General features: G+C 61.5%; 17 protein-coding genes. 10 read left to right on the top strand and 7 right to left on the bottom strand.

What is annotated here, in order from left to right; translation table 11 throughout:
- Window positions 1-13: 13 nt before the first annotated feature.
- Entirely contained in the window at window positions 14-961 is a 948-nt protein-coding gene (locus tag G7009_RS23365; protein WP_181132469.1) for a LysR family transcriptional regulator, read from the bottom strand.
- A 134-nt stretch (window positions 962-1,095) separates the two neighbouring features.
- Between G7009_RS23365 and G7009_RS23360 the strand changes: the two genes are divergently transcribed.
- Entirely contained in the window at window positions 1,096-2,622 is a 1,527-nt protein-coding gene (locus G7009_RS23360; protein WP_181132468.1) for a CoA-acylating methylmalonate-semialdehyde dehydrogenase, read from the top strand.
- 9 nt (window positions 2,623-2,631) lie between these two features.
- Window positions 2,632-3,534 (top strand): 3-hydroxyisobutyrate dehydrogenase, encoded by a 903-nt coding sequence (gene mmsB, locus G7009_RS23355; RefSeq protein WP_181132467.1) that lies wholly within the window; start codon window positions 2,632-2,634, stop codon window positions 3,532-3,534.
- 93 nt (window positions 3,535-3,627) lie between these two features.
- Here the strand turns inward: mmsB and G7009_RS23350 are convergent, their stop codons facing one another.
- Together G7009_RS23350 and G7009_RS23345 are read right to left on the bottom strand one after the other, a co-directional pair.
- A complete protein-coding gene (locus G7009_RS23350) occupies window positions 3,628-3,972 on the bottom strand; it encodes a cupin domain-containing protein (RefSeq protein WP_181132466.1) in 345 nt (114 codons plus the stop codon).
- 95 nt (window positions 3,973-4,067) lie between these two features.
- Complete coding sequence (locus G7009_RS23345; RefSeq protein WP_181132465.1) at window positions 4,068-4,385, bottom strand: putative quinol monooxygenase; 318 nt, start codon at window positions 4,383-4,385, stop codon at window positions 4,068-4,070.
- Between the two features lie 193 nt (window positions 4,386-4,578).
- On the opposite strand from G7009_RS23345, the gene G7009_RS23340 reads away from it, so the two are divergent.
- The 3 genes from G7009_RS23340 to ggt all read left to right on the top strand — a co-directional run bounded on the left by G7009_RS23340 (window position 4,579) and on the right by ggt (window position 7,890).
- Window positions 4,579-5,169 carry an NAD(P)H-dependent oxidoreductase gene (locus G7009_RS23340; protein ID WP_181132464.1) on the top strand — a complete coding sequence of 197 codons (591 nt, stop codon included), beginning with the start codon at window positions 4,579-4,581 and terminating at the stop codon, window positions 5,167-5,169.
- Between the two features lie 64 nt (window positions 5,170-5,233).
- Window positions 5,234-6,130, top strand: a complete 897-nt coding sequence (locus G7009_RS23335; protein ID WP_181132463.1) for a LysR family transcriptional regulator — start codon at window positions 5,234-5,236, stop codon at window positions 6,128-6,130.
- Window positions 6,131-6,222: 92 nt separating this feature from the next.
- Window positions 6,223-7,890: a gamma-glutamyltransferase gene (gene ggt, locus G7009_RS23330; protein ID WP_181132462.1), complete on the top strand. Its 1,668-nt coding sequence runs from the start codon at window positions 6,223-6,225 to the stop codon at window positions 7,888-7,890.
- A gap of 347 nt (window positions 7,891-8,237) precedes the next feature.
- Here the strand turns inward: ggt and G7009_RS23325 are convergent, their stop codons facing one another.
- On the bottom strand, window positions 8,238-10,157 hold the full coding sequence (locus G7009_RS23325; protein WP_181132461.1) for a methyl-accepting chemotaxis protein: 1,920 nt from the start codon (window positions 10,155-10,157) through the stop codon (window positions 8,238-8,240).
- Between the two features lie 213 nt (window positions 10,158-10,370).
- Window positions 10,371-11,252: a KPN_02809 family neutral zinc metallopeptidase gene (gene ypfJ, locus G7009_RS23320; protein ID WP_181132460.1), complete on the bottom strand. Its 882-nt coding sequence runs from the start codon at window positions 11,250-11,252 to the stop codon at window positions 10,371-10,373.
- 200 nt (window positions 11,253-11,452) lie between these two features.
- Here ypfJ and pcaH point away from each other — a divergent pair, with 200 nt between their 5' ends.
- A complete protein-coding gene (pcaH, locus tag G7009_RS23315; protein WP_181132459.1) occupies window positions 11,453-12,172 on the top strand; it encodes a protocatechuate 3,4-dioxygenase subunit beta in 720 nt (239 codons plus the stop codon).
- A gap of 10 nt (window positions 12,173-12,182) precedes the next feature.
- Window positions 12,183-12,788, top strand: coding sequence for a protocatechuate 3,4-dioxygenase subunit alpha (gene pcaG / locus G7009_RS23310; RefSeq protein WP_181132458.1), 606 nt, complete (start codon window positions 12,183-12,185; stop codon window positions 12,786-12,788).
- Between the two features lie 100 nt (window positions 12,789-12,888).
- On the opposite strand, the gene trmA is transcribed toward pcaG, so the two are convergent.
- Together trmA and G7009_RS23300 are read right to left on the bottom strand one after the other, a co-directional pair.
- Window positions 12,889-13,974: a tRNA (uridine(54)-C5)-methyltransferase TrmA gene (gene trmA / locus G7009_RS23305; protein WP_181132457.1), complete on the bottom strand. Its 1,086-nt coding sequence runs from the start codon at window positions 13,972-13,974 to the stop codon at window positions 12,889-12,891.
- A complete protein-coding gene (locus tag G7009_RS23300) occupies window positions 13,971-15,266 on the bottom strand; it encodes an NCS2 family permease (protein ID WP_181132456.1) in 1,296 nt (431 codons plus the stop codon). Before G7009_RS23300 ends, trmA begins: the two co-directional genes overlap by 4 nt.
- Before the next feature lie 197 nt (window positions 15,267-15,463).
- Here G7009_RS23300 and G7009_RS23295 point away from each other — a divergent pair, with 197 nt between their 5' ends.
- The 3 genes from G7009_RS23295 (at window position 15,464) to cydB (ending at window position 18,624) form a co-directional block, all read left to right on the top strand.
- Window positions 15,464-15,943 (top strand): GNAT family N-acetyltransferase, encoded by a 480-nt coding sequence (locus G7009_RS23295; RefSeq protein WP_181132455.1) that lies wholly within the window; start codon window positions 15,464-15,466, stop codon window positions 15,941-15,943.
- Window positions 15,944-16,173: 230 nt separating this feature from the next.
- Window positions 16,174-17,610: a cytochrome ubiquinol oxidase subunit I gene (locus G7009_RS23290; protein WP_181132454.1), complete on the top strand. Its 1,437-nt coding sequence runs from the start codon at window positions 16,174-16,176 to the stop codon at window positions 17,608-17,610.
- Between the two features lie 3 nt (window positions 17,611-17,613).
- Window positions 17,614-18,624 carry a cytochrome d ubiquinol oxidase subunit II gene (cydB, locus tag G7009_RS23285; protein WP_181132453.1) on the top strand — a complete coding sequence of 337 codons (1,011 nt, stop codon included), beginning with the start codon at window positions 17,614-17,616 and terminating at the stop codon, window positions 18,622-18,624.
- The last annotated feature ends 7 nt before the right edge of the window (window positions 18,625-18,631 follow it).

Below are 18,631 nucleotides of genomic sequence, written 5' to 3'. Positions count from 1 at the left end.
CTGGAGCTCCCGATCAATCGGCAAATTCCATCGTGCGAGAGCCACCCATCAGCAGCGGTGCGTTACGCTCGGTCACCGCGCGGATATAGTCCCACAGCAGCATGATCCGCTTGAGCTTGCGCAGATCCTCCCGGCAGTACATCCAGAACTGCCGAGTCACCTCGATTTCTTCAGGCAACACTGTCACCAGACGCGAGTCCTGGGCCGCCAGGAAGCACGGCAGGATAGCCAGTCCCCGGCCCTGCAAGGCGGCGGTGTACTGGGCGATCACGCTGGTGCTGCGCAAGTGAGCCGTGGCGTTGGGAATCAGATTGGCCAGATACAGCAGCTCCGAACTGAAGGCCAGGTCATCCACATAACTGATGAAGGGATGGCTGGCCAGGTCGCTGATCTGGCGGATGTCCGGATGGCTGTCCAGATATTCCTGGGTAGCGTACAGCCGCAGGCGATAGTCGCAGAGCTTGCAGCACACATAGGGCCCATGCTCCGGACGCTCCAGGGCGATGACAATGTCGGCCTCGCGCTTGGACAGGCTGATGAAGTGGGGCAGCGGCAGGATGTCTACGGATATCGCCGGATAGGTATCCACGAAGCGGCTCAACTGTGGCGTGACAAAGAAGCTGCCGAAGCCCTCCGTACAGCCCATGCGCACATGGCCCGAGAGCGCGACCCCGGACCCGGACACCTGCTCGCAGGCCATGTGCAGCGTGCTCTCGATCGACTCTGCATACCCCAGCAGGCGCTGACCTTCCGTCGTCAGGACAAAGCCGCTTGTCCGCGACTTCTCGAACAACAGCGTGCCGAGCGCGATCTCCAGCGAGGCAATGCGCCGGGATACCGTCGTGTAATCGACGCCCAGGCGCTTGGCGGCACTGCTGGCCTTGCGGGTACGGGCGACTTCCAGAAAGAACTTCAGGTCATCCCAGTTCAGGGTCCCCAGGGAGGTAAGGTCTTTTTGCATGTTGATCCGGTTTTTTTGTGCGTTCTTGTTGGATGTTTGCACATCTATACTCGAAAACAGCCCTAGTCCCAAGCGGTTCGCATTGACTGCGGCGCTGGCGATCTCGTCCCAACAATAATTCCAGGAGCACGCAGATGAACGCACCCCACAGCCCCGACCAGGTCAAGGTCGAGCACGTCAAACTGCTGATCGACGGTCAATGGGTCGAGTCGGCCACCTCCGAGTGGCGCGATGTGGTCAATCCCGCGACCCAGCAGGTACTCGCGCGCGTGCCCTTCGCCACCGCCGAGGAAGTGGACGCCGCCGTGGCGGCCGGGCAGCGGGCCTTCAAGACCTGGCGTGACACCCCGATCGGCGCGCGCATGCGCATCATGCTCAAGTTGCAGGCGCTGATCCGCGAGCACAGCAAGCGTATCGCCCAGACCCTCAGTGCCGAGCAGGGCAAGACCGTCGCCGATGCCGAAGGCGACATCTTCCGCGGCCTTGAAGTGGTCGAGCATGCCGCCTCCATCGGCACCCTGCAGATGGGCGAGTTCGCCGAGAACGTCGCCGGTGGAGTGGACACTTACACCCTGCGCCAGCCGATCGGCGTCTGTGCCGGAATCACTCCGTTCAACTTCCCGGCAATGATCCCGCTCTGGATGTTTCCCATGGCCATCGTCTGCGGTAATACCTTCGTGCTCAAGCCATCCGAACAGGACCCGTTGTCGACCATGATGCTGGTCGAACTGGCGCTGGAAGCTGGAGTTCCGGCGGGTGTACTCAACGTGGTTCACGGTGGCAAGGAAGTGGTCGACGCGCTTTGTACCCACAGTGATATCAAGGCGATTTCGTTCGTTGGCTCTACCGCGGTCGGTACCCATGTCTACAACCTTGCCAGCCAGCACAACAAACGCGTCCAGTCGATGATGGGGGCCAAGAATCACGCCGTGGTCCTGCCCGACGCCAATCGTGCCCAGACGGTCAATGCCTTGGTAGGCGCGGCCTTTGGCGCGGCCGGCCAACGCTGCATGGCCACCTCGGTAGCGGTCATGGTGGGCAAGGCGCGCGAGTGGCTGCCGGACATCAAGGCAGCGGCCAGCCAGTTGAAGGTCAATGCGGGGCACGAGCCGGGCACCGACGTGGGGCCCGTGGTTTCGAAACAGGCCAAGGAGCGCGTACTCGGTCTGATCGAAAGCGGTATCAAGGAGGGCGCGACACTCGACCTCGATGGGCGCGACGTCAAGGTGCCAGGTTACGAACAAGGCAACTTCGTCGGGCCTACCCTGTTTTCCGGGGTGACCACCGACATGCAGATCTACACCCAGGAAATCTTCGGTCCGGTGCTGGTGGTGCTGGAGGTCGAGACCCTCGATGAAGCCATCGCCCTGGTCAATGGCAATCCCTACGGCAACGGCACCGGTCTGTTCACCCAGAGCGGCGCGGCGGCACGCAAGTTCCAGAGTGAAATCGACATCGGCCAGGTCGGTATCAACATTCCCATTCCGGTGCCAGTACCTTACTTCAGCTTTACCGGCTCGCGCGGTTCCAAACTCGGCGATCTGGGGCCGTACGGCAAGCAGGTGGTGCAGTTCTACACTCAGACCAAGACCGTCACCGCTCGTTGGTTCGACGACGACAGCGTCAACGATGGCGTCAACACCACTATCAGCCTGCGCTAAGGAGGTCCCATGCATATCGCATTCATCGGTCTGGGCAACATGGGCGCACCCATGGCCCGCAACCTGATCAAGGCCGGGCACACCCTGAACCTGTTCGACCTGAACAAGACCGTGCTGGCTGAACTCGCCGAGCTGGGCGGGCGCATCAGCAACTCGCCAAGAGACGCCGCGGCCAACAGCGAACTGGTGATCACCATGCTGCCGGCGGCGGCCCATGTGCGCAGCGTCTATCTGAGCGAGGACGGCGTATTGGCAGGCGTACGGCCCGGCACGCCCACGGTTGACTGCAGCACGATCGACCCTCAGACCGCTCGTGACGTTTCCAAGGCAGCGGCCGACAAGGGCGTGGACATGGGCGATGCGCCGGTATCGGGGGGAACTGGAGGCGCGGCAGCCGGTACCTTGACCTTCATGGTGGGGGCCAGCCAAGAGCTGTTCGCCACCCTCAAGCCGGTGCTCGAACAGATGGGCCGTAGCATCGTCCATTGTGGCGAAGTGGGAACAGGGCAGATCGCCAAGATCTGCAACAACCTGCTGCTGGGCATCTCGATGGTCGGCGTATCGGAAGCCATGGCATTGGGCAACGCGCTGGGCATCGATACCCAGGTGCTGGCGGGCATCATCAACAGCTCGACCGGACGCTGCTGGAGTTCCGATACCTACAACCCCTGGCCAGGTGTGATCGAAACGGCGCCGGCCTCGCGTGGTTATACCGGCGGGTTTGGCGCCGACCTCATGCTCAAGGACCTGGGCCTGGCCACCGAAGCTGCGCGTCAGGCCCGTCAACCGGTGATTCTGGGCGCCGTGGCCCAACAGCTGTACCAGGCCATGAGCCTGCGCGGGGAGGGCGGCAAGGACTTTTCGGCCATCATCGAAAGCTATCGCAAGCAGAGTAACCGCCAGAGCGAGTGACGCGCTGGACGACCTTCAATGCAAGCAGGCGTTTCGCCCTGTCGTACTGCCCAAGGTGAAACGCCTGCTTGCGATGTCGTTAGCTGAAAACCATCAGGCGAATACGAAGTACTTGCGCACGGTTTCTACCACCTCCCACGTCCCTTTCATGCCCGGCTCGATGACGAATACGTCTCCGGCCTTCAGGTGCTTGGGCTCTTCACCCTCAGGCGTGACGATGCAATAGCCATCGAGGAAGTGGCAGTACTCCCACTTGTCGTAGTTGACCTCGAACTTGCCGGGCGTGCAGATCCAGGTACCCATGATCTTGCTGCCGTCAGCCGACAGGTAGGCATTGAGGTTGACCGTATGCGGATCGCCGCCGATGCGCTTCCACTGGGTCGCATCCAGCACCGGGGTCGGGCAGGTTTCGCGCAGGACGGTAATGAAATCGGACATGCAGGGCTCCAGATCAGTGGTTGAGTGACCCGTCACCATAGGGGCAGTCCGCCCCACGCGGTTGCCTGTGCTCGACGTCCGGCAGTCTGTATGCGCTATCGCTGGCTGGCCGAGGACGGGCTGAGCATCTCGATCAGCTGGATATCGAAATCGCGCTCCAGGTAGTCCATGCGTTGCTCGGCGAATCGTTGCATATGCGGCAGCGCGGAGTGGACATCGAGGTCGGTCTTGCTTGCCCAGACCTCATAGAACAGGAACAGGCTGGGGTCCGACTTGTCGCGCAGCATATGATATTCGATACAGCCCGGCTCCTTTCGGCTCGGCTCTACATAGGGCCTGAACAACGCTTCGAACGCTTCCGCTTTTTCTGGGCGGGTCTTGGCTTTGAGAATAAAAGCGTATTGCTCTGTCATTGGTAGACTCTGTCAGTAATCAGGTGAATCGATTCTAAAGCAACAATCTCGATGTCATTCGTGAATTATGGGCAAAACTATTTTGCGCGTAGGTGCCTTTTTCTGCTGTGTAGCACTGCCTAATCTGCCGCCATGCAAATTGACCCGGACGGCAGGTATAGACGTTGCCGACCTACACAGATGAGGCTTGAACATGAAAAAAATCCTTCTGCTCAATGGCGGCAAGCGCTTTGCCCACTCCGACGGCCGTCTGAACGAAACCCTGCATGAGGTGGCGCTGGCCTACCTGGACCGGGCCGGTTACGAGGTCCATCAGACCTTCATCGATGGCGGCTACGACAACCAGGAAGAAGTCGAAAAATTCCTCTGGGCCGATGTAGTGATCTATCAGATGCCCGGCTGGTGGATGGGCGCCCCCTGGACGGTCAAGCAGTACCTCGATGAAGTCTTCACCGCCGGGCATGGCAGCCTTTATGCCAACGATGGTCGGACGCGGTCCGATGCCTCGCAGAAATACGGTAGCGGCGGCCTGATCAAGGGCAAGCAATACATGCTGTCGCTGACCTGGAACGCACCGCAGCAGGCATTCGACGATCCGAGTGACTTCTTCGAAGGCAAAGGGGTGGATGCTGTCTATTTCCCTTTCCACAAGGCCAATCAGTTCCTTGGCATGACCGGCCTGCCGACCTTCCTGGCGGTCGATGTCATGAAGCGTCCGGATGTCCCCGCCGCCGTAGCGGCTTACGAGGCTCACCTGAGCCAGGTATTTGGCCAAGCCAAGTGAAGCACTTGCACCGCTGTCAGCGAGCGGTTTCAATCATGGCGAATTTCCCAGGCAGGATCTGCGCTTGAAAACCCGTTCTGATGAATTGCAGGTGTTCGTCTCGGTCATCGACTGTGGCTCTATTTCGGCGGCGGCTGATCAGGTAGGGCAGACGCCTTCGGCTGTCAGCCGCACCCTGTCGCGCCTGGAGGCCAAGCTTGGCATCACGCTGATCAATCGCACCACGCGAAGGATGGACCTGACCGAGGAGGGACGCTTCTTTCTCGAACGCGCCAAGCTCATCCTGGAGCAGATGACCGATCTGGAAGAGCGCCTGTCGTTGCACCGACAGACCCCTTCCGGACGCCTGCGCATCAACGCCGCCGCCCCCTTCATGCTGCACGCCATCCTGCCCTGGCTGGGCGAGTTCCGCCGCCGGTACCCGGAGATCGAGCTGGAACTCGATACCGACGACCTGATCATCGACCTGCTGGAACAGAGTACCGATGTGGCCATTCGCATCGGCGAACTGGCCGACTCCAGCCTGCATGCCCGTTCTCTCGGTTGCAGCCCGTTGCAGGTACTGGCCAGCCCGGCTTACCTGGAACGACACGGGACGCCACGGCGGGTCGAGGAACTGGCCGAGCATTGCCTGCTCGGGTTCAGCCGTCCCGAGGTCCTCAATCAATGGCCGCTGCGCCATGCCGGGGGAGACCGTTGGAGCATCCGGCCACAGGTCAGCGCTTCCAGCGGCGAGACCCTGCGTCAGTTGGCGCTGGCCGGAGAGGGCATTGTCTGTCTCTCGCATTTCATGACTCATGAGGACATCCACGCCGGTCGGCTGCAGGTCTTGCTGGATGACGCCAACAATGGTTATCGCCAGCCGATCAACGCCGTCTACTACCGCAATACCCGGCTGGCCTTGCGCATTCAGTGCTTCCTCGACTTCATCCAGCAGAAGCTGGCGATCTACGCCTGCTGAGCGGCCGCTCGGAAATCTCCTACGCTGTTTGATTAATCGACTGACTTCGGCCTTAATGACCGATCAAGAAAAACAACAGCAAGGAAGTCCGCATGCGCATTGTCATGTTCCAGTCCCTGGCCCTCGGTGCCGCGATCCTGAGCAGTTCTGCCGCGTTCGCGGTGACCTTGGAAGGCGGCGCGGTAGCCGCGCCTGATCAATATGCCGCACAGGTAGCTGCCGATATCCTCAAGAAGGGTGGCAACGCCGTGGATGCCGCGGTGGCAACAGCCTTCACCCTGGCGGTCACCTACCCCGAGGCAGGCAATATCGGTGGCGGTGGCTTCATGACCCTCTATGTCGATGGCAAGCCGTACTTCCTGGACTATCGGGAAGTGGCGCCCAAAGCGGCGACCCGCAACATGTACCTGGACGACAAGGGCGAGGTGATCGAGAACCTGAGCCTGGTCGGTGCCCGCGCGGCGGGTGTGCCCGGCACGGTCATGGGGCTTTGGGAGGCCCACCAGAAATTTGGCAAGATGAAGTGGTCGGAGCTGCTGACGCCCGCCATCGGCTACGCCAAGACGGGCTTCAAGATCGCCGACAAACAGTTCCAGTACCGCGACGATGCCCAGGGCCTGTTCAAGAGCGGGACCAATTTCAACGATTACTTCGGCAGCATGAAGCGGGGCGAAACCTTCACCCAGCCTGAGCTGGCCCAGACCTTGGAGCGCATTGCCGACAAGGGTGTCAGCGAGTTCTATCAGGGCCAGACTGCCGATCTGCTGGTGGCGCAGATGAAGGCCGACAAAGGCCTGATCACCAAGGACGACCTCAAGGACTACAAGGCCCTGTGGCGTAATCCGATCGCCATCGACTGGCGTGGCAATGTGGTCTATACCGCGCCGCCGCCCAGTTCCGGCGGCGTCGCCCTGGCCCAGCTGCTGGGTATCAAGGAACAGCGCGCGGCAGACTTCAAAGGTGTCGAACACAACTCGGCGCAATACATCCATCTGTTGGCCGAGATCGAAAAACGCGTCTTCGCCGACCGCGCCGACTACCTGGGTGACCCCGGTTTCACCAAGGTGCCGGTCGATCAACTGGTCGCCAAGGACTACCTGGCCAAGCGCGCCGAGCAGGTCGATCCAAAAGCCATTTCGGTGACCGAAACGGTGCGCCCGGGGTTGGAGTCGCACCAGACTACCCACTTCTCCATCGTCGATCGGCAGGGTAACGCCGTGAGCAATACCTATACCCTCAACCTCGATTACGGCAGCGGGGTCGTGGTCAAGGGCGCGGGCTTCCTGCTCAACGACGAGATGGATGATTTCAGCTCCAAGCCTGGCGTAGCCAACGCATTCGGCGTGGTAGGCGGGGATGCCAATGCCATCGCACCTGGCAAGCGCATGTTGTCCTCGATGAGCCCTACGCTGGTCACGCGCGATGGCAAGGTCACCCTGGTGATCGGCACGCCGGGCGGCTCGCGGATCTTCACCTCGATCTTCCAGGTGATGAACAACCTGTACGACTACGGCATGCCTCTGGAGAGGGCCGTGGCCGCGCAACGTGTACATCATCAGTTGCTGCCCAAGGACACCATCTATTTCGATGCCTATGCACCGCTGGAAGGGAAAACGGCGGACGAGCTGAAGAAGATGGGCTACGTACTGGAAGACCAAGGCTGGGAAATGGGCGACATCCAAGCGATCCGTGTCGACGGCGACAAGCTGGAAACAGCCTCCGACCCCCGTGGGCGTGGCAAGGGTGTGATCGTCAAGTAGAGGGCGCTGCCCTAATGCCAGTCTTGGGTGTTAGAGGCAGAGGCGATGCCTTGGTGATCCAAGCCCGAGCTTTTTGATGATTGCTGATGGCCCCATCGCGGGCAAGCCCGCTCCCACTGGATGGCACAGACGCCGCTGCCTCCAGTGGGAGCGGGCTTGCCCGCGATGACGCTATCTGCACCCAGAAGGTTCGAAGGCTGCAGGATAAGCCTCAGTATCCGAAGATCGAATGCTTCGCTTGGCTGAGCAACAGGTGAAGCTTTGTCTCGATAAACGTCCTATCCGGCAGTCCTTGTCGTGTCGTAGTACCACGCCGGGACAGCCAATCGTCCCGGCGCTGTTCATCATCAAACCCTGAATTGACTGACCAGGCTCTGCAGCTGGCTTCCCAGACGCGCCAGCTCGACGCTGGACGCCGCTGTCTCGTCACTGGCGGCAGCGGTCTGCTCCGACACATCCCGGACATTCAGAATGCTTCGGCTGATCTCTTCGGCGACGGCGCTCTGCTGCTCGGCCGCCGCGGCGATCTGCAGGTTCATCGACTGGATACCGGACACGGTTCCGGTGATGTTCGCCAATGAGGCCCCGGCCCTGCGTGCCAGCTCGACGCTGCTCTCGGTAAGTGCGCGGCTGCCCTGCATGACGGTGGCGACCTGCTGAGTGCCTTGCTGCAGACCGGCGACCAGCACCTCGATCTCCTCGGTGGACTTCTGGGTACGTTGCGCGAGCCCCCGCACTTCATCGGCAACCACCGCGAAACCACGCCCGGCCTCGCCGGCGCGCGCGGCTTCGATGGCGGCGTTGAGCGCCAGCAGGTTGGTCTGTTCGGCCACCGATTTGATCACGTCCATGACGCTGCCGATCTTCTGGCTCTCCTGCTGCAGCAGGGTCATGGCCTCGGTGGAGCGGTGCACTTCCACGGCCAGGCGTTCGATCTGACTGATGGCCTCGCCCACGACCTTGTCGCCCGCCCGGGCATCGCTGTCGGCATTGGTCGCCGCGCTGGAGGCCTGTTCGGCATTGCGCGCCACTTCCTGCACCGTGGCGGCCATTTCATGCATGGCGGTAGCCACCTGATCGGTCTCGACTTTCTGGCTGTTGGCGCCTGCGCTGGTCTGCTCGGTAACGGCCGAGAGCTCCTCGGCAGCACTGGCGATCTGCGTGACACCGTCGCGAATGCCGCCGATCAGTTCACGCAGCGTGACGCCCATGCGGGCAATGCCTTGCTGCAGCGCGCCCAGTTCATCACGACGTACCACACGCACGTCATGGGTCAGGTCACCGCTGGCGATCCGACTCACCACTTCGAGCGTCTCGCGCAGGGGACGAGTGATCTGACGAGTGATGAGCACGGCGGCCAGGACGCCGAACAGCAAGGCCAGCAAGGTAACGGCAGCTTGCAGAGTGCGCGCTTCGCTGCTCTCGTTATCACGCCGTTCGAGCTGGATCTTGTAGAGGGCGTCGCTGTGCTTGACGATATCGGTGCCTTGGACGGTCATTTCCTGGCGGGCGACGGCGATCTGCGCAGTGGCATCACGGAACTGGCGCACGGCATCACGGTAGGCGACCAGGGCAGTCTCGAACTCCCTGATCGGTGTTGCCTGCTCGGGAAGCTGGCGCTCAAGGCCTTCGATGCCCGCCAACGCAGTGTCCAGCTGGCGGAAGACGGCCTGCTCGATACTGCCGCTGGTATCGGCCAGGTAGCTGCGCACGTCCACGCCCACTTGCATCAACTGCTGCCTGGCACTGCTGACCGGGAGGTACTGGGCCAGTCGCACGCTGTCGTTTTCCGAACGCGAGAGGACGGCGCGGCTGATCGCCTCCAAGGCGGTATCGGCCTGTCCGGCAACTCGACTCATGACCTCCTTGGCCGCCTGCGTGGCCTTGTAGCCCTGACGCATCTTCTCCAGTGATGTGCGGTATTCACTGATGCTCTGGCCCTGCTCTTTCAGCAGCTTCAGGTTCTCGGGGCTCTTGAAGGTGTTGACCAGATGCTGTTGCTGGGCACTGAAGGTATCCAGCTTGGCCTGGACATTCGCCGCCGACGTATCGTCGCCGTTGGTGATCATGTACTGCAGACGTGCCACTCGCAGGTTGGTCAGATCGCTGTTGAGCTGGGTGATGTCGCTCATCCAGTTGCTGCGGTCGATGAGGCTACCCAGGCTGGTCCACCCGGTCAGGGCCAGGAGGCCCGTCAGCAATAGGACCAGGCCGAAGCCCAGCCCGAGTTTCAAGTTGACGCTGATATTGGCAAACCAGCTGTTCATGCACGCTCTCCGAAATTGTTTCGCTCTCTTGATTTTGATCGCAAAGCGTAGTTTTTCTTGGGTGCCCGCTGATCCGTGCAGCAGTTATCGGCGGCCTGGGCCGAAGCTGAAACGCTTTTTGTAAGAGAGGATGACGGAGTGGGCTGTCCGCCCTGGCTCGAGGCTGCGCGGCCGTCCAGATACCCGGCACGGCCGCGCGGGAGAAGCGGGGGATCAGAGATTACGCGCGTTGAACGTGTCGCACTGGCTGACTTCTCCGCTGCCGAAGCCGGCCTTGAACCAACGCACGCGTTGCGCGGAGGTACCGTGGGTGAAGGAATCCGGAACCACGCGTCCCTGACCTTGCTGTTGCAGACGGTCGTCGCCGATCGCGTTGGCCGCGTTCAGGGCCTCTTCCACATCGCCAGGTTCCAGCCAGTTGAGGCGCTTCTGCGCCTGGTACGCCCATACCCCGGCCAGGCAGTCGGCCTGCAACTCCTGACGCACCAGCAGCCCATTGTCGCCCTCCATCCGCTGACCACGCTGACGAGCAGTCTGAACCTGCGCCGAGACGCCCATCAGGGTCTGAACGTGGTGACCGATCTCGTGCGCAATCACATAAGCCTGGGCAAAGTCACCAGCGGCGGAGAAGCGGTTCTCCATTTCCCGGAAGAAGTTCATGTCCAGGTAGACACGCTGGTCGCCCGGGCAATAGAACGGACCGACCGCGGAAGAAGCGAAGCCGCATGCCGAGTTGACCTGCCCGCTGAACAGCACCAGTTTCGGCTCGTCGTACTGTTTGCCGGCCTGGGCGAACAACGCCTTCCAGGTGTCTTCGGTGTCGCCCAGGACCGAGGCGACGAAGTCGGCCTGTTGATCGTTGGCCGGTGGCGCCTTGCTTTCGGCCCCGGTCGGCACAGCCTGTTGTTCCACCTGCCCGGTAAGCTGGCCGAGGATCTGCAACGGATCCTGGCCGGTAAGCCAGCCGATACCGACTATCAACAGGATGCCCGCCAGACCAAGGCCCTTGCCGCCGCCAAAACGCATGCCACCGCCACCGCCACTGCCGCGTGCGTCGACCACGTTGTCGCTGCGCCTGCCTTTTCGCCATTCCATGTGTGATCTCCGAGCGTTGAAACATGAAGACTGAGATTAGTCCAGACTGGTGTGGGGCGTCAGTCGTTCCAAATTTGCATAACCATCTGGATATGCATGAAGTCGAGGTTTTCAGTATCGCTCGCTGCTCGACCTGTCGGAAACTGCAAGCACGCCTGCCACGCACAGGCGTTCTTACAATTCCAAGAGAGGAAAACGGCATGCCCGCCCAGGACACCAGCCGCTTCGTGATCCGTGATCGCAACTGGCACCCCAAAGCCTTGACGCCTGACTACAAGACCTCTGTACCCCGTTCTCCGCGCCAGGCGCTGGTGAGCATCCCGCAGTCGATCAGCGAGAGTACCGGCCCGGACTTTTCCCATCTGGGGTTCGGCCCGCACGATGATGACCTGCTGCTCAATTTCAACAAGGGTGGCCTGCCCATCGGCGAGCGCATCATCGTCGCCGGTCGGGTACGCGACCAGTACGGTCGACCTGTTCCCAATACCCTGGTCGAGATCTGGCAGGCCAATGCCGGTGGCCGTTACCGTCACAAGAACGACCGCTACCTGGCGCCGCTCGACCCCAACTTCGGTGGCGTCGGCCGCTGCCTGACCGATAGCGAAGGCTACTACAGCTTCCGCACCGTCAAGCCCGGGCCTTATCCGTGGCGCAACGGGCCCAACGACTGGCGCCCGGCGCATATCCATGTCTCGGTCAGCGGTCCATCGATCGCCGCCCGGTTGATCACCCAGCTGTACTTCGAGGGCGACCCGCTGATCCCGCTGTGCCCGATCGTCAAGTCGATCGCCAACCCCGAAGCAGTCCAGCAACTCATCGCCAAGCTCGACATGAGCAATGCCAACCCCATGGATTGTCTGGCCTATCGCTTCGACATCACCCTGCGCGGACAGCGCAAGACTCATTTCGAAAACTGCTGAGGAGCCCGTCATGCCTATCGAACTGCTACCGGAAACTCCCTCGCAGACCGCCGGTCCCTACGTGCACATCGGCCTGGCGTTGCACGCGGCGGGCAATCCTACCCGTGACCATGAAATCTGGAATCGCATGGCGCGGCCCGACGCGCCGGGCGAGCAGATCGTGCTGATCGGCCATGTCTATGACGGCAACGGCCACCTTGTGCGCGATTCCTTCCTGGAGTTCTGGCAGGCCGATGCCAACGGTGAGTATCAGGATGCCTACAACGTCGAGAATGCCTTCAACAGCTTCGGGCGTACCGCCACCACGTTCGATGCCGGCGAATGGACGCTGCACACGATCAAGCCTGGCGTGGTGAACAACACCGCGGGGCTGCCCATGGCGCCGCATATCAACATCAGTCTGTTTGCCCGTGGCATCAATATCCACCTGCATACCCGACTCTATTTCGAGGATGAAGCCGAAGCGAACGCATGCTGCCCGGTGCTTAATCTGATCGAGCAGCCGCAGCGCCGCGAAACCTTGATCGCACGTCGTTGCGAAGTGGACGGTCAGACGGCCTATCGCTTCGACATGCGCATACAAGGGGAAGGGGAGACGGTGTTCTTCGACTTCTGAGGCCCGGCTGTGCCGGCCACTCGAGGTTTGTACATCTGCCTTCGCGGCGAGCAGGCGCTCACCGCGAAGGCGGCCGGTCGCAGGCTGAACCTGCGCCGATTCAGCGCCTGACCAGCAGGACGCCGCTTTCCATGTGATGGGTATAGGGGAACTGGTCGAACAGTGCGCAACGTTCGATCCGGTGAGTGTCGTGCAACTGGGCGATATTCGCCGCGAGGGTTTCCGGGTTGCAGGAAATGTACAGGATGCGCTCGAAACGCCGGGTCAGCTCACAGGTGTTCGGGTCCATGCCCGCGCGTGGCGGATCGACGAACACGCTGCCGAAGTCATAGCTCTTCAGGTCGATACCTTCGAGACGACGAAACGGTCGAACTTCGTTGAGCGCTTCGGTCAGTTCCTCGGCCGACAGGCGCACCAGGCGCACATTGTCCACACCGTTATCGTCCAGGTTGTGCAAGGCGGCGTTGACCGAGGTCTTGCTGATCTCGGTGGCCAGCACCTTGCGTACCCGCGTGGCCAGCGGCAGGGTGAAGTTGCCATTGCCGCAGTACAACTCGAGCAGATCGTCTTCACGCTCGCCCAGGGCATCGTAGGCCCAGCCAAGCATCTTCTGATTGACCGTGCCGTTAGGCTGAGTGAAGGCGCCTTCCGGTTGACGGTAACGGAAGGTGCGTCCCGCCACTTCCAGCGATTCCACGGCGTAATCGCGACCTATCACTACACGCTTGCCCTTGGAGCGCCCGATGATGCTTACGCCGAGGTCGTGCGCCAGCTGACGGGCGGCATCTTCCCACGCCTGGTCCAGGGGGCGGTGGTAGCACAGGGTGATCATCGCGTCGCCAGCCAGGGTGGTGAGGAACTCTACCTGGAACAGTTTGAAACTCAGCGCCTGACTGGCCCGCCATGCGGCCTTGAGCCGAGGCATGAGGTCATTGATCAGGCGACTGGCGATGGGGAACTCTTCGATCAGGATCGGAATGTGCTTCTCGCCCGGTGCGAACATCGCGTAGTGGCGCTCTTCGTTCTCGCGCCACAGGCGGAATTCGGCGCGCAGCCGGTAATGCTCGCGAGGCGAATCGAAGACCGCCGGCTCCGGTGCCTCGAAAGGCGCCAGCAGGTCACGCAGACGAGCGACCTTGGCCGCCAGTTGCTCGGAGTAGGACGAGGGATCGAGGACAGCACTCATGCGTTGAACCAGCCCAGCTTGATGACGAACAGGATGGAGAGGATCACCAAGGCCGAATTGAGGTCGCGATAGCGGCCGGAAATCAGCTTGATGGCGGTCCAGGCGATGAACCCGAAGGCGATGCCGTTGGCGATCGAATAGGTCAGGGGCATGGCCAGGGCGGTGATGACCACGGGCGCCGCCTCGGTGACGTCGTCCCAGTTGATCTCGGCCAGGCCCGAGGCCATCAACACCGCGACGAACAGCAGCGCCGGCGCTGTAGCGAACGCGGGCACACTGCCTGCCAGTGGGGCGAAGAACAAGGCCAGCAGGAACATCGCGGCCACGACGATGGCTGTCAGGCCGGTGCGCCCGCCGGCACTGACGCCTGCGGCCGACTCGATGTAGCTGGTCGTGGTCGAGGTGCCCAGCAGGGAGCCGGCCATGGCCGCGGTACTGTCCGCGATCAGGGCGCGTCCCATTTTCGGCATGTGGCCGTCCTTGCCCATCAGGCCCGCGCGCTTGGCCACGCCGATCAGGGTGCCGGAGTTGTCGAACAGGTCGACGAACAGGAACGCGAAGATCACGCTCACCAGCGTGACGTCCAGCGCCCCCTTGATGTCCAGCTGCAGGAAGGTCGGCGCCAGCGACGGCGGCATCGACACCACGCCACCGAACGGAGTCACGCCCAGCAGGATCGAAGCCACGGTGACGAGGAGGATACCGATCAGCACCGCGCCACGGACTTTCATGGCCTCCAGGGCGACGATCAGGAAGAAGCCCAGGGTCGCCAGGATCGGCGCGGGCTGACTCAGGTCGCCCATGCCGACCAGGGTGGCCGGATTGTCCACCACGATGCCTGCGTTGTGCAGGGCGATCAATGCCAGGAACAGGCCGATGCCGGCGGCAATGGCCGAACGCAGCGGCAGGGGGATGCTGTTTACGATCCATTCGCGGATCCGAAAGATCGACAGCAGGAAGAACAGCACGGCCGATATGAATACCGCGCCCAGTGCCACCTGCCAGGTGTGCCCCATGTGCAGCACCACGGTGTAGGTGAAGAACGCGTTGAGCCCCATGCCCGGTGCCAGGGCGATCGGGTAGTTGGCGATCAGGCCCATGGTCACCGAGCCGATCGCCGCGGCCAGGCAGGTGGCGACGAAGATCGCGCCCTTGTCCATACCCGTCTCGCCGAGGATGCTCGGGTTGACGAACAGGATATAGGCCATGGCCAGGAAGGTCGTGACGCCCGCAAGGATCTCGGTACGTACGTTGGTGTCATGTGCTTTGAGTTGAAACAGCCTTTCCAGCATGCCCGCTCCCCATGGCGCCTTGCGCCTTGAAATAATCGACCCCCTCAGCAAAGCACAGACCGTACCGCCTGCCTGGCTTTCATCCGGGGTGAAAAAAGCCGCGCATGATACCAGCATGCCGGTCGTTCGGTAATGCAAGTTGCAATTGGCATCGGATAACGGCAGGTTGTGCCCTGACATCCTGGCCAAGACCCCTCATGCAGCTGATCGACTATCGCCATCTGACCCCGTTTCAACGCAGCCAGCTGATCGACATAGAGGTCCATCTCGACCAGATCCGCTTCTCGGGCGACATCGCCAACGCACTCTATATTCTCATCAGCACCAAGGGTGACGATCGAAGGGGCATCGCCTTGGTGCACCAAGGCGTGCCACGCGGCTTCATGTTGCTCGAACGCGGACCGTTCCTGCCATTCTGGGCCCAGGCCGATGCCGCGGCGCTCTGTGCCTTGCAGATAGATCGAAACATGCAGGGACAAGGATTGGGCCGTTTCTGCATGACCGCGTTGCCGGATCTCGTTCGTACCCTGTGGCCTGAAGTGCGTCTGCTGCAACTTTCCGTCGACCCGGAGAATCAGGCGGCTCTGGCGCTCTATCATGCTACGGGTTGGCGTGAGAGCGGGACGGGTTGCCGAGCCCGGCAGGGCTACGAGCTTCAGCTGAGCCTCATGCTATAGGCTGAAAACGACGTGTCCGCGCGACAATCAACCACACGACCCTGCCGACAGTTCAGGCATATGCTTTGAGCAGACCTTGATCTGGATCAATGCTTCGTTTGCACCGAAATGGCCACTGGGCATGATTCTTTGCAATAGATAGAACAAATCCGGATCACTGTACTCGACAGTCCTGTGGGCGGCGGGCTTCATCCCTCTGCCTGGTGCGATCACCTGCCAGAGGAAGTGCCATGTTCGGTTTAGAGGCTCTGGATCTCGCTCGAATCCAGTTCGCGTTTACCGTGTCCTTTCATATCCTGTTCCCGGCCATCACCATTGGCCTGGCGAGCTACCTGGCAGTACTCGAAGGCCTTTGGCTCAAGAGCGGTGAGGATGTCTACCGTGACCTCTACAAGTTCTGGTCGAAGATCTTCGCCGTCAACTTCGGCATGGGCGTGGTATCCGGTCTGGTGATGGCCTACCAGTTCGGTACCAACTGGAGCCGTTTCTCCGACTTTGCTGGCGCCGTCACCGGCCCTCTGCTGACGTACGAGGTGCTCACGGCGTTCTTCCTCGAGGCCGGTTTCCTGGGCGTGATGCTGTTCGGCTGGAACCGAGTGGGCCGCGGTCTGCATTTCTTCGCCACGGTCATGGTGGCCTTGGGCACGCTGGTCTCGACTTTCTGGATCCTGGCGTCGAACAGTTGGATGCACACGCCGCAAGGTCATGCGATCGTCGATGGGCGGATCATCCCGGTCGACTGGCTGGCAGTGATCTTCAACCCATCCTTCCCCTTCCGCCTGATGCACATGGCCACTGCCGCCTTCATCGCCACTGCGTTCTTCGTAGGCGCGTCGGCGGCCTGGCACCTGCTGCGGGGGCGCGACAACCCTGCCGTACGCAAGATGCTTTCGATGGCCATGTGGATGGCGTTGATCGTCACGCCCATCCAAGCCGTGATCGGCGATTTCCATGGCCTCAACACACTCAAGCACCAACCGGTAAAGATCGCCGCGATCGAGGGCCACTGGGAAAACTCCCCAGGCGAGCCGACGCCTCTGATCCTGTTCGGCCTCCCCGACATGCAAGCCGAGGTGACGCGGTTCAAGGTCGAGATCCCGGTGCTGGGCAGCCTGATCCTCACTCACAGCCTGGACAAGCAGGTCCCGGCCTTGAAGGACTTCCCACCTGAAGACCGGCCCAACGCGACGATCATCTTCTGGTCCTTCCGGGTGATGGTAGGTCTGGGATTGTTGATGATCGCGGCCGGGCTCTGGAGCCTGTGGTTGCGGCGTGACAATGCGATCTACCGCTCGCGACCATTCCTGTATTTGGTATTGTGGATGGGCCCGTCCGGACTCATCGCCATCCTTGCCGGCTGGTTCACCACCGAGATCGGTCGCCAGCCTTGGGTGGTGTATGGCCTGATGCGCACCGCCGATGGCGTCTCCAATCACAGCTATGCGCAACTGGGCTTCACCTTGATCATGTTCGTCGTGGTGTATTTCGCTCTGTTCGGCGCGGGCCTGGGCTACATGATGCGCCTGGTGCGCAAAGGGCCGTATACAGGGGAGGGCCAGGAGCAGAGGCCGGGCGGGCCTGGCCGGAAACGCACTCCGGCGCGTCCGCTGTCCGCCGCCGACGACGGGCAGGAGCCCGATTCCACCAGCCTGACCGAGGAGCACTGAACCATGGGTATCGATCTTCCGCTGATCTGGGCTGTGATCATCATCTTCGGCATCATGATGTACGTGGTCATGGATGGCTTCGATCTGGGGATTGGCATCCTCTTTCCGTTCGTCAAGGACGACCGAGACCGCGACGTCATGATGAACACCGTGGCGCCGGTATGGGATGGCAATGAAACCTGGCTGGTACTCGGTGGCGCCGGATTGTACGGTGCGTTCCCATTGGCATATTCGGTCGTGCTTTCCGCGCTCTACCTGCCCTTGATGCTGATGCTCACCGGCCTGATCTTCCGTGGCGTGGCCTTCGAGTTCCGCTTCAAGGCCCATGCCGAAAAGCGCCATCTATGGGACAAGGCCTTCATCGGTGGATCGCTGGTCGCCACCTTTTTCCAAGGCGTCGCCCTGGGCGCCTTCATCGAGGGCTTCAAGGTGGTCGACCGCAGTTACGCCGGTGGATCGCTGGATTGGCTGACGCCCTTCGCGTTGTTCTCCGGGCTCGGTCTGATCGTGGCTTATGCATTGCTCGGATGCACCTGGTTGATCGTGAAGACCCAGGGCCCGCTACAGGAGCAAATGCATGACCTGGGTCGACCTTTGGCGCTGGTGCTGTTGGCGGTGATCGGTGTGGTGAGCCTGTGGACGCCTCTGGCCTACCCGAACATCGCCGAGCGCTGGTTCACCTTGCCCAACCTGTTCTGGTTCCTGCCGGTGCCCATCCTGGTACTGGTCACGCTCTACGGGCTGCTGCGGTCGGTTGCCCGCCGCGCCCACTACACTCCCTTCCTGCTGACGCTGGTCTTGATCTTCCTTGGCTACAGCGGATTGGGTATCAGCATCTGGCCAAACATCATCCCGCCTTCCATTTCGATCTGGGACGCCTCGGCGCCCCCGCAGAGCCAAGGCTTCATGCTGGTGGGCACACTGTTCATCATCCCGCTGATCCTGGGTTACACCTTCTGGAGCTACTACGTGTTCCGCGGCAAGGTGACCCATGATGATGACGGCTATCATTGAGGAGCTG

Origin of the sequence: Pseudomonas capeferrum (assembly GCF_013523055.1) — a bacterium.
GTDB lineage: Bacteria > Pseudomonadota > Gammaproteobacteria > Pseudomonadales > Pseudomonadaceae > Aquipseudomonas > Aquipseudomonas capeferrum_A.
This window is presented reverse-complemented; position numbering and strand designations above follow the sequence as displayed.

What these genes read in the sequence shown, in the direction of transcription:
- G7009_RS23365 (WP_181132469.1), bottom strand. Translation starts at nt 961, where the DNA reads ATGCAAAAAGACCTTACCTCCCTGGGGACCCTGAACTGGGATGACCTG.
- G7009_RS23360 (WP_181132468.1), top strand. Translation starts at nt 1,096, where the DNA reads ATGAACGCACCCCACAGCCCCGACCAGGTCAAGGTCGAGCACGTCAAA.
- mmsB (WP_181132467.1), top strand. Translation starts at nt 2,632, where the DNA reads ATGCATATCGCATTCATCGGTCTGGGCAACATGGGCGCACCCATGGCC.
- G7009_RS23350 (WP_181132466.1), bottom strand. Translation starts at nt 3,972, where the DNA reads ATGTCCGATTTCATTACCGTCCTGCGCGAAACCTGCCCGACCCCGGTG.
- G7009_RS23345 (WP_181132465.1), bottom strand. Translation starts at nt 4,385, where the DNA reads ATGACAGAGCAATACGCTTTTATTCTCAAAGCCAAGACCCGCCCAGAA.
- G7009_RS23340 (WP_181132464.1), top strand. Translation starts at nt 4,579, where the DNA reads ATGAAAAAAATCCTTCTGCTCAATGGCGGCAAGCGCTTTGCCCACTCC.
- ggt (WP_181132462.1), top strand. Translation starts at nt 6,223, where the DNA reads ATGCGCATTGTCATGTTCCAGTCCCTGGCCCTCGGTGCCGCGATCCTG.
- G7009_RS23325 (WP_181132461.1), bottom strand. Translation starts at nt 10,157, where the DNA reads ATGAACAGCTGGTTTGCCAATATCAGCGTCAACTTGAAACTCGGGCTG.
- ypfJ (WP_181132460.1), bottom strand. Translation starts at nt 11,252, where the DNA reads ATGGAATGGCGAAAAGGCAGGCGCAGCGACAACGTGGTCGACGCACGC.
- pcaH (WP_181132459.1), top strand. Translation starts at nt 11,453, where the DNA reads ATGCCCGCCCAGGACACCAGCCGCTTCGTGATCCGTGATCGCAACTGG.
- pcaG (WP_181132458.1), top strand. Translation starts at nt 12,183, where the DNA reads ATGCCTATCGAACTGCTACCGGAAACTCCCTCGCAGACCGCCGGTCCC.
- trmA (WP_181132457.1), bottom strand. Translation starts at nt 13,974, where the DNA reads ATGAGTGCTGTCCTCGATCCCTCGTCCTACTCCGAGCAACTGGCGGCC.
- G7009_RS23300 (WP_181132456.1), bottom strand. Translation starts at nt 15,266, where the DNA reads ATGCTGGAAAGGCTGTTTCAACTCAAAGCACATGACACCAACGTACGT.
- G7009_RS23295 (WP_181132455.1), top strand. Translation starts at nt 15,464, where the DNA reads ATGCAGCTGATCGACTATCGCCATCTGACCCCGTTTCAACGCAGCCAG.
- G7009_RS23290 (WP_181132454.1), top strand. Translation starts at nt 16,174, where the DNA reads ATGTTCGGTTTAGAGGCTCTGGATCTCGCTCGAATCCAGTTCGCGTTT.
- cydB (WP_181132453.1), top strand. Translation starts at nt 17,614, where the DNA reads ATGGGTATCGATCTTCCGCTGATCTGGGCTGTGATCATCATCTTCGGC.